14 protein-coding genes and 1 pseudogene are annotated in these 12,612 nt (G+C 47.3%); 10 read left to right on the forward strand and 5 right to left on the reverse strand.

The genetic code is table 11. The annotated features are described in order from the left end of the window. Window positions 1-410: IS1 family transposase (locus tag AC2VDX_RS23205; RefSeq protein WP_378171940.1), on the forward strand; the 410-nt coding region annotated here is incomplete at its 5' end. Here the strand turns inward: AC2VDX_RS23205 and AC2VDX_RS23210 are convergent. Both AC2VDX_RS23210 and AC2VDX_RS23215 read right to left on the reverse strand, forming a co-directional pair. Next, window positions 309-1,208 carry an integron integrase gene (locus tag AC2VDX_RS23210; RefSeq protein WP_378171938.1) on the reverse strand — a complete coding sequence of 300 codons (900 nt, stop codon included), beginning with the start codon at window positions 1,206-1,208 and terminating at the stop codon, window positions 309-311. The two genes, AC2VDX_RS23205 and AC2VDX_RS23210, sit on opposite strands and share 102 nt — an antisense overlap. Before the next feature lie 267 nt (window positions 1,209-1,475). Then, on the reverse strand, window positions 1,476-2,060 hold the full coding sequence (locus AC2VDX_RS23215) for a TetR/AcrR family transcriptional regulator (RefSeq protein WP_378171936.1): 585 nt from the start codon (window positions 2,058-2,060) through the stop codon (window positions 1,476-1,478). A 124-nt stretch (window positions 2,061-2,184) separates the two neighbouring features. Between AC2VDX_RS23215 and AC2VDX_RS23220 the strand changes: the two genes are divergently transcribed. Next, window positions 2,185-2,661: a GNAT family N-acetyltransferase gene (locus AC2VDX_RS23220; protein WP_378171934.1), complete on the forward strand. Its 477-nt coding sequence runs from the start codon at window positions 2,185-2,187 to the stop codon at window positions 2,659-2,661. Window positions 2,662-2,879: 218 nt separating this feature from the next. Beyond that, entirely contained in the window at window positions 2,880-3,362 is a 483-nt protein-coding gene (locus AC2VDX_RS23225) for an AAC(3)-I family aminoglycoside N-acetyltransferase (RefSeq protein ID WP_378171932.1), read from the forward strand. Between the two features lie 114 nt (window positions 3,363-3,476). Here AC2VDX_RS23225 and AC2VDX_RS23230 read toward each other — a convergent pair whose 3' ends face one another. Next, window positions 3,477-3,626, reverse strand: a complete 150-nt coding sequence (locus AC2VDX_RS23230; protein WP_378171930.1) for a hypothetical protein — start codon at window positions 3,624-3,626, stop codon at window positions 3,477-3,479. A gap of 626 nt (window positions 3,627-4,252) precedes the next feature. On the opposite strand from AC2VDX_RS23230, the gene AC2VDX_RS23235 reads away from it, so the two are divergent. Together AC2VDX_RS23235 and AC2VDX_RS23240 are read left to right on the forward strand one after the other, a co-directional pair. Continuing rightward, entirely contained in the window at window positions 4,253-4,450 is a 198-nt protein-coding gene (locus AC2VDX_RS23235) for a DNA-binding protein (protein ID WP_378171929.1), read from the forward strand. Next, window positions 4,447-4,833, forward strand: a complete 387-nt coding sequence (locus AC2VDX_RS23240; protein WP_378171946.1) for a type II toxin-antitoxin system death-on-curing family toxin — start codon at window positions 4,447-4,449, stop codon at window positions 4,831-4,833. Before AC2VDX_RS23235 ends, AC2VDX_RS23240 begins: the two co-directional genes overlap by 4 nt. Before the next feature lie 112 nt (window positions 4,834-4,945). Here AC2VDX_RS23240 and AC2VDX_RS23245 read toward each other — a convergent pair whose 3' ends face one another. Then, on the reverse strand, window positions 4,946-5,101 hold the full coding sequence (locus AC2VDX_RS23245; protein ID WP_378171948.1) for a hypothetical protein: 156 nt from the start codon (window positions 5,099-5,101) through the stop codon (window positions 4,946-4,948). Between AC2VDX_RS23245 and AC2VDX_RS23250 the strand changes: the two are divergent. Then, window positions 5,077-5,595: pseudogene (locus tag AC2VDX_RS23250) on the forward strand (IS630 family transposase); the annotation flags it as partial. The gene AC2VDX_RS23245 and the pseudogene AC2VDX_RS23250 overlap by 25 nt on opposite strands. Before the next feature lie 481 nt (window positions 5,596-6,076). On the opposite strand, the gene AC2VDX_RS23255 reads toward AC2VDX_RS23250, so the two are convergent. Further along, window positions 6,077-6,556 carry a hypothetical protein gene (locus tag AC2VDX_RS23255; protein WP_378171927.1) on the reverse strand — a complete coding sequence of 160 codons (480 nt, stop codon included), beginning with the start codon at window positions 6,554-6,556 and terminating at the stop codon, window positions 6,077-6,079. A 157-nt stretch (window positions 6,557-6,713) separates the two neighbouring features. Between AC2VDX_RS23255 and AC2VDX_RS23260 the strand changes: the two genes are divergently transcribed. The 4 genes from AC2VDX_RS23260 to AC2VDX_RS23275 all read left to right on the forward strand — a co-directional run bounded on the left by AC2VDX_RS23260 (window position 6,714) and on the right by AC2VDX_RS23275 (window position 12,596). Beyond that, window positions 6,714-7,298 (forward strand): thioredoxin family protein, encoded by a 585-nt coding sequence (locus tag AC2VDX_RS23260; RefSeq protein ID WP_378171925.1) that lies wholly within the window; start codon window positions 6,714-6,716, stop codon window positions 7,296-7,298. A gap of 111 nt (window positions 7,299-7,409) precedes the next feature. Then, the gene (locus AC2VDX_RS23265; RefSeq protein ID WP_378171923.1) at window positions 7,410-8,378 is read left to right on the forward strand and encodes a molybdopterin-dependent oxidoreductase; all 969 of its coding nucleotides are present in this window, start codon (window positions 7,410-7,412) and stop codon (window positions 8,376-8,378) included. 264 nt (window positions 8,379-8,642) lie between these two features. Continuing rightward, entirely contained in the window at window positions 8,643-10,061 is a 1,419-nt protein-coding gene (locus tag AC2VDX_RS23270) for an adenylate/guanylate cyclase domain-containing protein (protein WP_378171921.1), read from the forward strand. Between the two features lie 909 nt (window positions 10,062-10,970). After that, the gene (locus AC2VDX_RS23275) at window positions 10,971-12,596 is read left to right on the forward strand and encodes a ferredoxin--nitrite reductase (RefSeq protein ID WP_378171919.1); all 1,626 of its coding nucleotides are present in this window, start codon (window positions 10,971-10,973) and stop codon (window positions 12,594-12,596) included. Window positions 12,597-12,612 lie beyond the last annotated feature (16 nt).

Here is a 12,612-nt window from a genome sequence, read left to right on the forward strand (position 1 = left end):
CCTGGCTATGGACAGCAGTAGACCACTTTAAACCAGGTATTTTAGGATGGGTTTTAGGCGACCATAGCGCCAAAACTTTTGAACCACTATGGGGTCTTGTTAGTAAATGGAAATGCTATTTTTATGTGACAGATGGGTGGAAAGTTTACCCGAATTTTATTCCGGAGGTCGATCAAATTATTAGCAAAACCTATATGACAAGAGTTGAGGGTGAAAATACAAGACTTAGACATTATTTGGCTCGGCTCAAACGAAAAACTCTTTGTTATTCTAAGTCTGAACAAATGCTACGACATTCAATTCGATTACTAATTCATTATCTCAGATTTGGAGATGTTCCAATTCCCTATCAAAATCAAAGAAATCATTTTCGGCTCCCCTCTCGCATTCTCGCTCGCATCATACCCTAATTCAGCAACGCCCTTTGTGCCCCGCACTGCTTGCTTGACTGCTTTTTGCACACTGCTCTCATGTAGGTGATGCCGACACATCAAATCACCACGCGGATCTTTGGCGATCTGGCTAGAGGGGAACACAAACTGCCATACCCAGTCTCGATTTGCATTCGGATACTTGCGATCTAAGGCATAGGGCAACGGCACGGCTCCAAAGCCTCGCCCTAAGTCTTGCTGATGTTGCCGCTTGACCCTAACGAGATGATCGCGCAGTTCCTCACTCACGCTGATAGGTAGCATCGTGACACGGCTTTTACTGCCCTTGCCATCTCGCACCAGAATCTGATGTTGAGCAAAATCGACATCCTTAACCCGCAAACGTAGCCCTTCACACAACCGTAATCCACCGCCATAAAGCAATTTCACCACCAACTGCTGAACGCCGCCGATGTTTTGAATGACTGCCCTTGCCTCTTGTGGGGTCAGAACTGTGGGGAGATATTGAGTGCGTTTTGCCCGAATCGCATTGACCTCAGCCACCTCTAAGTTCAACACTTCTCGGTAGAGAAACAGAATGGCGTTGAGAGCTTGATTCTGAGTGGAAGCAGCAACCTGCTGTTGGACTGCCAGGTCGGTCAGAAATGCCTCAATCTCTGCTCGTCCCATCTCACGCGGATGACGCTTTTCATGAAAGAGGATATATCGTTTTACCCACTGCACGTAGGTTTCTTCCGTCCGGTAGGCATAATGCTTAAGCCGAATCACGTCACGCAGTTGGTCTAAGAGCTTTTTCGGGCGAGGTTCCGTCACCATCCAGGCACAATACTAAATATGTGCTTGATGATACTCGTTGTTTTATCCGTACACATCTGAAGATATGAGGAAAGTTTCCTCAGATCCACCCAGATCGGCGTATTATGAAGAAACTTTCCTCAGATCCACCTGATTTAGGAGGATCGCAAGAAAAAATCTGCCTATCCACCTGTTTTGGGGTGGATCTGAGGGAAAAATCTGTCTAATAACAAGTTAGCTAGCTTCGTTGACATGTGGTGGCACTAGTTTAAAACTTATCGTCAGTGTTCAGGATGATGCCAGTAAGATATTGATATGTCGCCGCACAAGGTATTGCTGTTGCTCTGCCGAGAATTGTTCAGGACAGATGACAATCCCAGTGCCAATACCATCCACTAGCGCGACAAGTGCATTGGCTTCGAGGGTTAGATCAAGATCGGCTCGCAGCAGATTAGCGGTTTGTAAGTCAGCTAACGCTTGAGTAAGCATTTGTCGTAAACAGTCATAACGTTTTCGATGTTTCTGAACTAAATGCTCGCGCCCGATCGAATAGCCCAAAAACGCCACCCAAACCTTCCAATCGTCTTTGTCGCGGTTCTCCAGAGGGAGGGCTGTAAAAAGCATTGCTTCTAGCCTGTCAATGCCTTGCTCCTTCTGAGTACAGCCTTTCATTTCGTCTAGAACGTTTTCAAACACTCGTTCTAGGGCAAATAAGATCAGGGCTTCTTTATCTCGAAAGTAATGGGTCACAACTCCAGTTGAGGAGCCAAGCTCCTGCGCGATCGCTCGCATACTAGTGCGATCCAATCCTTCCCGAATAATTACCCGCCATGCCGCATTAGCGACTTCAATGCGGCGATCGTCAAAATTCATAGCGCGTCCCTAGTTTGCAGCGATATCAAACAATCATCTTGACATTTATCATAACAGTTGTTATGTTTTTACCGTAACATAACAACTGTTGTAATTTTTCTCCTTTACACTGCTGGAGTTCGCGATGATCCGACCAATCCTGCCCGATGATGCAGAGGCGCTGATTGCCTTAGCTGGCTCTATGGAACTCTTTTCGTTAGACGAACTAGAGGAGTTGCGTCAGATGTTGACCGCTTCGTTAAGCAAAGATGGAGACATCCATCCATTCTGGCTTACAGACGATGATGACGGACTTGTGGCATTAGCCTACTGCGAACCGGAACGCATGACGAACGGAACCTGGAACCTGCAACTGATTGCCGTCCACCCAACCCATCAAAGGCAAGGACGCGGTGCGAAACTGCTACGCTTTGTAGAGCAGACTTTGGCAGACCGAGGTGCAAGGCTCTTATTGGTTGAGACGCTGGGCACGCCAGATTTTGAGTATGCACAAGCGTTCTATCACAAAAACGGTTACGAAAAGGAAGCGCGTATACGCGAGTTCTACGCGGAAGGTGCAGACAAGATCGTTTTCCGCAAAGCACTGTCTAGCCAGGGGTAATGAGCTTTTGCACTAGACTAGCTATCGCCGCCAACTGGGAGCCATCTTTATGCAATTGCTCAATTCAGATTGCGTCTAATGCCAGCCAGCTAACACGGCGTTGGAGCGGCAAACGGAGTTTTTGCGCTTCGTTTCAAATCTCTTCGTCGCCGCTCAACTGTGTCGTTATCCATCGTAGATTGCACACTTCCATACTAGATTTGCATTCAGACTAAGCTATGTCATTTTCACGCCCATTTAGTATTCGCTTGCTTAAGTCTGAAGACTTAGCGCTGATGGAATCCATGATGACGACCTTCGGCAAGGCGTTCGACGATGTAGAAACCTATACAGCGTCTCGTCCAAGTAATGCCTATCTTCAGCGGTTGCTCAGCAGCGATTACTTCATTGCGCTTATAGCGATGAAGAATGGCTCGGTAGTGGGTGGAATCGCTGCGTACGAACTCCAGAAGTTTGAGCAGGAGCGCAGTGAAATCTATATTTATGATCTGGCTGTTGCACAAGCGCATCGGCGCGAAGGCATCGCGACAGCGTTGATTCAAGAACTCAAGAAGATTGCAGCGGCACGTTCATCCTATGTCATATTCGTGCAGGCAGACATCGGAGATGAGCCAGCGATTGCGCTCTACACGAAGCTGGGAGTTCGTGAAGAAGTGCTGCACTTCGATATCGCAGTTGCAGGCGATGATAGCATTGCATAACAACCCCAATGCACACCGACCGCCGAGAGGTTATCGGTTGAAATTCGAGGTTGTCTGTGGCGGGTGATTGGGGACGTTATGCTTATCCTGAAAAGTCCTCTCAGGATGAGAAAGTTATAACTGGTTTGTATCCAGGGAGATTACCTGATCGGGTGCCAGAATACCTCCGGCTGTAATCACTTCCAGTCTTCCAGTTTCCTGGGGATACTGTGTCTTGACTTTGGCGCTCTCTATCTGAATATCTGCTCTGATCCAGGTAGTCAATGCAGATCAACGAACTGGAATGTGTGCAAACATCAACGTTCTCAATTCAAACGTGACTCGCGAGAGAGAGTTTAGGAGAATCGTGACCGATAGAATCAGAGCAGGAAAGACGTATCGGGTCTGTCTTGTAGCTGACAACACGCCGACGGGTGCAGGGCGTTGGGTCACTTGCCAAGATCTTAGAGCTTTTGTCCCATCGTCTGGGCAATCGATCGTCATTAACTTACAACAGGCATCGCTACGATTCTTACGCCCTAATCCCTAATTGCAGTGCGATCGCATATCGCGTAGGGTGAGGAGAGCGATAGCGTAACGCACCATCCCAAAAGCTAGCCTAACTTATATTACTCACCCACAACGTTGTTCGGGATGACAGGCATTTGATGGAGCCGTTCTCAAACGGCACACCAAGCGTAAAGCTCTTTTAATAGCTTGAGCAATTAGATGCTGCCAGTGCGACGAGCAATGAATTTTCCTCATTGCTCGTTTCCTGGTAGAATGCTGACCAAAACTCAATTTAACTTTGACTATTAGCTGTTTTTGCTTCCGGGTTGGGAGTATACAAAGAACTTTCAGTCCATTGTAAATGTTAAACTTTACTCAAAACTACTAGGAGTGAGATCGCTATGGCTTCTATTATGATTGACCTTTCAGATAGCCAATTTCAAAAACTACAAGATTTGGCAAGAGTGCATGGAATTGTGCTTGAAGTTCTATTAAAGGCTAGCTTAGAGGATTGGCTCAATTCTCAAAAGAGCGAATTTGTTGATGCAGCTAATCAGGTGCTGACGAAGAACACTGAACTGTACCGACGCTTAGCATAATGCGCTTTTTGACGTTAATCGAGGTGTTAGAACTGCATCGTAGAGTCATTGAGCAATCTGGTGGAGCATTAGGTATCCGAGATGTGGGTTTGTTGGAGTCAGCGATCTCGCAACCTCGAATGACCTTTGGTGGGGAAGAATTGTACGCAGATTTGCTTGAAAAGGCAGCAGTAATAGGGTTTTCCATCATCATGAATCATCCGTTTGTGGATGGGAACAAGCGTACAGGTCATGCTGCGGCAGAGACTTTTCTTGTCCTGAATGGAATGGAAATTAATGCCTCTGTGGATGAGCAAGAGCGTGTGGTGTTGGCGATCGCATCGGGTGAGTTAGGGCGCGAAGCATTTACAGAGTGGTTGCAACAGCACACAACCGCCAGCTAACAAGTCGATGAAGCGGACGGTTGAGAGACCCTAGTGGAGTGGTCGAGGCTATTTGCCGCCGCTTATCTTAGTCGTTATGCTCATCCTGGGAACTTCTCTCAAGATGAGAACGTTATAACAACTTTATATCCAGAGAGATTACCTGATCGGGTGCCAGAATACCTCCGACTGCGATCGCTTCCAGTTTCCTGGGGATGCTGAGTCTTGACTTTGGCGATCGCCCGATTTGCAGAAGGAGGCTTACGGGATGAAGAAAAACGACAGGCATTTTTAACGCAGTTATCCACACTAGCTCCTGAGAAGATTGTTTACCTCTCCGGAGTCGGGGGATGGATAGTCGAGATCAGTATGATTATGGTTGAAATGATCAAGGGCAACGCTTCCATGCCCCTACATCGAGGCGTGAAGGGCGGATAAATATGATTGCCGCCTTGTGCAACCAAAATTTGATAGCTCCCTTCACTATTGAAGGGGCGTGTAATCGAACAGTATTTGAAACCTGGTTGGAAAATTGTTTGCTTCCCTCACTCACAATTGGACAGGTTGTGGTGATGGATAATGCCACTTTCCACAGAGGTGGGCGCATCTCGGAACTGCCACTCGAATGCCGGCTGTAAACTGCTATATTTACCCCCTTATTCACCAGACCTTAACAAAATTGAGCAATGTTGGTCTTGGTTAAAAAGTCGCATCCGCAAAAAACTGGAGCAGTTTGATTGTCTACGAGATGCCATTGAAGATGTGCTTCGCACAGTGTCCTAACCGCCTTGGCGGTTGCTATATAATAATTCTGGATTTTATTTAATCCACATTCCTAAACATACTGCTAAGGGTTAATTGCTAATACCTAGTTTCCCTTAAACCCTGAACAATTACCCATTACTCCTCTTTTACCTGTGCCTTTGTTGATTTCTGCCTAAGTGCTGATCAATAGAATATAAACTCAGTTCCTCTTTTAGGGATAAGGGGAAATTTTTTGTTTTCAACCCTAGACTTCACTCAGTTTTTTATGATATGATGAGTTTGACGAGGAAGAACTATCATTAAATATTTATTTGGCACAGATTTCGATTATTTAATAATAGCACCAAACCCAAGAAATTTGTAGTAGTTTCGACACCATTTCCTAAATTTCAGTTACTTGCGCGTAGTTTATCGCGATCGCTCGCAGCAATAGCCATTGATAGTAGCCCCAGGCTCTGATCCTGGGGCGTATATTTGCTTTAATAGACACTTAAAGCTCTCAGCTGCGTTTTTTTCGGGTTCGTCGCCGCAGTTTCTGTGCCAGCGACGCGGCTTCCCGTTCAGCTTTGTATAGATCGATAGATCGAGCCGTCAGCACTAACGATCCATCGAGCTTTTGTCCTACGTAGGGTACACTCGTTACTTTATACTCGCAAATGTCAGCATTGCCCCGAAGGGATTTCAAGTCTGTATTGACTTGAGCTGAGATTGCCTTGAGTTCCTGTATTGCTGCCTCTAGCTCCGCTGAAAGCCGATTGATTTGGGTTGCTTGCGCCTCTAGGTGTTTTAATTTTTCATTCAGATGTTCCTGTAGCAGTTCCTGGTAGGTCTTAACCCGTAGTGACGGAATTAACCTGCCTGAGTCGGCTGTCTTTAGAGGTCGCAGAAGGCGCTTGTTGGCATCACACCTTACAGCTTGGCGGTTTAGTTCGCCGCGTTTTGTCTGGACTACTTTGAGGCTGGCTTGCAGTTTTGTCATGTCGATGGCTGGATGGCTACCTAACGACTGGGATGCGGAACGCAATTAGTACAATTGTACTATATCAAGAGCGATCGCTACTGGCGCTGGTTTTTTTTTCAGTGGTAGAGCAATATAAGTGGGAGCACAGTCTACCAAAACGTAAGGAGTGCATACAATGGCGCGAACCGCCTCAACCATGTTGGCTCTGGGAACTACAGCCCCAGATTTCCAGTTGCCGGATGTGGTATCTGGTCAAACCATTTCCCTTGCCACGTTTGCCGATAAGCAGGCATTGCTGGTCATGTTCATCTGCAAGCATTGCCCCTTTGTGAAACACATCCAGGGAGAACTCGTGCAGCTTGGCAAGGATTATGTAGGACAAGAGATGGGAATTGTGGCAATTAGCGCCAACGATGCCAGCAACTATCCAGATGACGCCCCCAACTCACTCAAAGCAATGGCGAATCAGCTGGGATTCACCTTTCCTTTGTGCTACGACGAAACTCAAGAAACTGCTAAAGCTTATACCGCTGCTTGTACGCCAGACTTTTTCCTATTTGATGCCAACCAAAGTTTGGTTTATCGCGGTCAATTAGATGACAGTCGCCCCGGTAACGATCGACCAGTCAACGGCAAGGATTTACGAGCCGCGATGGATGCAGTGTTAGCAGGTCAATCAATCCCCTCAGACCAGAAGCCTAGCATCGGCTGCAACATTAAGTGGAAGCCGGGGAATGAACCGACGTATTTTCCTGATTAATCGCAGCAACAGGGACTTGTGGAAGGATGCAGCACCAAGGTTTAAGGTTATAAAAATGAAATGATATCTTCCCCAATCCCTCTTACCTGCTGCCTCTTCCTGCTTGCCTTCATGAGCGGATGTCAAAATCAGAAACCAACCAATGCCCAGATGGAGGAGTGGAGAAATGAGGCGATGCAAAAAAACGCCGCAATGGTTGCCGCTCATACAAACAATCGACAGCGGCAACAGTGGAATCTAGAAATTCAGGGGAAAACGACGGCGGGAAAATCCGTGCGATTGACCATGCAAGAACTAGACGCGATCGCCACCACCCATATACGGACGCGATCGCCCCATAATACAAGCAACAACCCCGATCGGATTTTTGACTTCCGTGGTGTTGCTGTCTCTAAACTGCTCGACAAGTTCGGCATCACTGATAGTACGGAAGTGACGCTTGTATCCTTCGATGCCTACCGAGCCACCGTCAGCATTGCAGATTTGCGTGCGTACCCGATTATCATTGCTTTAGAGCGCAATGGGATGCCCATTTCCCGCAGCGAAGGCGGCCCGCTTTCCCTAGTATTTCCCTACACCGAGTACCCGCAGCTTGAGCAAAAATATCCCGACCGTTTTTGGGCATTTTACGTGACCAACCTGATCGTCGGTACAGAGGCAGTGCGACTGCGCGTTGGCGAAACCCCGCTTGATGCCAAAACCATCAGCCAACTGCCACAAGTCACCATCGAAGAAGCTGTTGGCTACCCGATTGGCTGGCCTATTGGCAAAGTCAAGCTCGCGGGTGTGCGCGTGCGGGACGTTCTGGCAGCTGCCGGTGTCACACTACCAGAAAACGGTATGGTTGTCATTCGGGGAAAAGCGCCCGTCTCCCGCAATGCCCTGAATCCAATTCGTTTGACAGCCAACGAAGTGCGAGACTGCGATATTTTGTTGGCCACGCACTGGGGTAACGAACGCGACCCGATTCCTGCCAAAATGGGTGGTCCGGTGACGCTAGCTTTCCCCAGCAATTGTCAAGCTAGGTACGAGAATCAGCGCTGGCTGACTTTTGTAGAACAACTTGAGGTTAGCAAATAATAGAAGTATGGCTAATGAGAGTTTTGAGTTTTGAGTTAAAACAGGACTTACGCAAAGCTTATACATATAGCGTTTTTTCGGGTTCAATCCCCCTGTGGTTGCCCTCATAGATGTGGTGCTATGCAGCGTAAGTCCTGTTAAAAGAAAATTTTTTCATTCAAAACTAAAAATTTAAAACTTAAAACTTTTTACCAATTACTAAGTACCCATTACCAATTAGCCATTATGAAAGTTGCCGCGTTCCGCTCAATTCACACACGAATTATGACCGCCACGACACTCTTGATTGTGGCGATTGTCGGTTCTGTGTTGTGGCTGTGGGCGAAGAACGAGAGACAACTCTACCGCGATCATAAGCGGCGTGAAATCCAGCAGCTAGCGATCGCCTTATCCAATACCTGGACGAACGAACTTGAAGACCAAAATTGGGGTCAGATTCGGCTCGGTTTCAATCTGCTACTGAAGCGCAACCCAGACTTTATGTACATTCTGATCTCCGATGTGCGCTTGTCAAATCAAATCGTCGCCGCCAGCGAAAGCGCACTTCAGGAACAGTATATTCCCGATATTGTGCCTGTGCCAGTAACAAACTCGGCGCTGGCAGTGTATGAAGATACCCGCGTTGTCGAGACATTCCTGCTGCGCGACATTACCTTCAACCGCAAGGTGCGGGCACGTCGGGGGGAAACTGCCATCGAAGTTGCTGCCGCAATTCGCAACTCTTCCGGGCAAAAAATCGGGACGTTGCGGATAGGAATGTCACTGCGGCAGGTGAATCAAGCGGTAGCGATCGCTGTAGAAAAAGCGCTTTTGGTGGGTGTTTTTGCCCTCTCCTTCGGTCTTTTCGGTTCCTACCTGTTGGCGAGGGAGCTAAGTAGTCCCGTGCGGCGGTTACAATTGAGTGCTGCCAAAATTGCCGCTGGCGATTTACACCATCGGGCTGAAATTTACCGCAAAGATGAAATTGGCGCTTTAGCGATCGCTTTCAATGATATGTCGGCAGCGCTACAAAGTTTATTTAATCGGCTACAAAAAACCATCGAGTCATTTCATCGATTCGTGCCAGAGAAATTTCTCCTAGTGATTGCACCCGACGGCATCGAGAACATCCAAGTCGGCTTTGCCTCGACGCGCATTATTACAATCCTATTTGCCGATATTCGTGGCTACACGGCAATGTCAGAACAAATGACGCCTTTAGAAACCTTTTCATTTTTGAATGACTACCTCGCCTGCATGGGACAAGTGATTGACAAGTCCGGCGGCTTCATTGACAAGTATATCGGCGACGCGATTATGGCGCTCTTCGACGATGAGGCGACAGACAATGCATTGCACGCGGCATTAGCAATGCGACAGCGACTTAAAGTACTTAATGAAGAGCGATCGCACCAAGGTTTGCCAATCATCGACATCGGCATCGGCATCCATCGAGGCGAGGTAGTCATGGGTACCGTTGGATTTAGCTCCCGCATGGAGTCTACAGTCATTGGGGATGCCGTAAACGTAGCAGCTCGTGTCGAGAGCCTCACCAAAAACTACGACAGCACCATCCTCGTCACCAAGCCAATCGTCGAAGCGCTGCGCCACCCCGACACTTTCCCCCTGCGCTTAGTCGATAAGTTTGTTCGGGTTAAAGGCAAAGAAGAGCCAGTGGCGATTTACGAACTTGACGCAGTATAGGTTTCCCCTATAAAATTCTCTCTTCTCTTACTCTCTCTGCGCTCTTGGCGTCCTTGGCGGTTCGTTTCCCCCAAATTAACCAAGACTGCTATATATCCCCAAGAATGACTGAGAATTTAAAAATTCTTAATGCCTGCGCTAGATCGACGATTCTGAGAATTCTGACCCGATAAGGCAGCACTCAAGAATCTTCAACCAGACAAACCGATTAAAAAGTTTAAAAATGTATCAAATACGGCAGTTTTTTCAACAAATTTGTGATTAACTTACTTATAGAAATCCTACTAATTACTTCAGTATTCTAGGAGAACCTCATCCCGTCTCAGGCAAACCCCTAGAGCTGGCCCAGAGGGTCTGGGGGTGAGGTTCCAAATGATGAGTATTTCAACCTGATTGACGGAAAAAACTCCTGAAACATGAATAAAAATCGTAGGTTGGGTAGAGCGATAGCGAAACCCAACAAACTTCACCAGTGCTGGGTAACGTTGCCTCAAAGAGAGCCTACAGATCCGAGATTTCTCAGTCAATCAGCTATTTCAAGGGATTTGCTTGTAGATAAATCCCTTCATAAATCTTACACGCTAAAGCTTACAGCCATTTCTAAGAATACCAACTAGGAAAACGACAACCTGGGAAATATAAGTTATAAGCAAGTGTGAGTTGAAAGTTAATCTTCAGCGCCCATTAAAATCCTGTTTGGCAAGTAACCATAAACATAGACTTTTAGAATTCTAAATATTTCAAAAGAAAGGTTTTATTGGCAATAGGCAGCTTCTGTAACAAAGTCTACCGTTTCAATTTAAAAAAGCGCCTAACTTAGCAGAAAAAGCAGTATTTAACAGCCAGAGCAATAGCTGTGCGGTTACACGTGCAATTGCGCCAGATACAGGTACGCAAGGAGGAAAAGCCGTGACTAACGTAACCACGCCTACAGAAGCAATAAAGGCAACCAAGCCTACGGACAAACTAAACAAGATTGAAAAAGCCAAAGCTGCAAAACATCCCCTATTGCTGAAGCAAGAACTGGAGCATTTTGCACAAATTGGCTGGGAGGCGATGGACGAGTTTGAACGGAACCAAGGGCTGAAGTGGTTGGGTTTTTTCCATCGCACGGTGACACCCGGCAAGTTTATGATGCGAATGCGGATACCCAACGGCATTTTGACCAGCACTCAAATGCAAGTACTAGCTGAAATCGTGCAACGCTACTGCACGGGTTCGGGATTTCAAAACCAAGGAAACGCCGACATTACCACCCGGCAAAATTTCCAATTGCGGGGGATTCGGATTGAGGATATCCCAGAGATATTCAACCGTTTGTTAAAAGCCGGTCTGACTTGCATTCAATCGGGAATGGACAACGTTCGGAACATCACGGGTTCGCCAGTTGCAGGCATTGATGCGGCTGAATTGATTGATACGCGGGGGATCGTCCGCAACCTTCAGGACATGATTACCAATAACGGTGAGGGCAATCTCGAACTCAGCAACCTACCCCGAAAATTTAACATTGCCGTTGCTGGGGGTCGGGACAACTCCGTTCATGCCGAAATCAACGACCTTGGCTTTATCCCCGCTTACAAAAACCATACCATTGGATTTAATGTCATCGTCGGCGGCTACTTTGCACCCAATCAATATGTAGAAGCCATTCCCCTTGATGTTTGGGTTCCTCCTGAAGAGGTTGTCCCTTTGAGTAAGGCAATGCTGGAGGTTTTCCGGGATAACGGTCCCCGCGAGAATCGGCTAAAGTGCCGGATCATGTACCTGATTGAGGGTTGGGGCATTGAAAAGTTTCGGGCGGAGGTCGAAAAACAACTAGGGCATTCGCTGGAATCGGCGGCTGAAAAAGATGAAATTGACTGGGACAAGCGCGACCATATTGGCGTTTATCCCCAAAAGCAATCGGGACTGAACTACGTCGGTTTGCACGTCCCTGTCGGTCGCTTGTATGCCCATGAAATGTGTGAACTTGCCCGAATGGCGGAAGTTTATGGCAGCGGGGAGATTCGTCTGACTGTCGAACAAAATTTGATTATTCCCAATATCCCCGACACGCGCTTACGTCCCTTCTTAGAAGAACCACTGCTTCAAGAACGGTTGTCTATCGATCCAGAAATCTTGAACCGGGGGCTAGTTTCTTGTACGGGTAGCGAGTTCTGCGGCTTTGCGATCATCGAAACGAAAAACCGGGCGCTTGCCTTAATTCAGGAACTGGAGGAAGAGTTAATTCAACCGCATCCGGTTCGGATTCACTGGACAGGTTGCCCAAATTCCTGCGGTCAACCGCAAGTTGCAGATATTGGCTTCATCGGTACGAAGACGCGCAAAGATGGTCAAACCGTAGAAGCGGTCGATATTTGGATGGGTGGCAAGGTAGGGAAAGATGCACACCTTGGCAAAGAGATTATGAAAAAGGTTCCCTGCGAGGATCTCAAGTCAGTAGTGCGAGACTTGCTGATCGAACATTTTGGGGCAATTCCCAAGCAGCCACAAGAAAAGCTAGACGCAGAGAAAGTTGCCGTTAGTCCTTAGTCATTCGTCACTTGCT

The sequence above is a fragment of the Coleofasciculus sp. H7-1 genome, assembly GCF_057473865.1.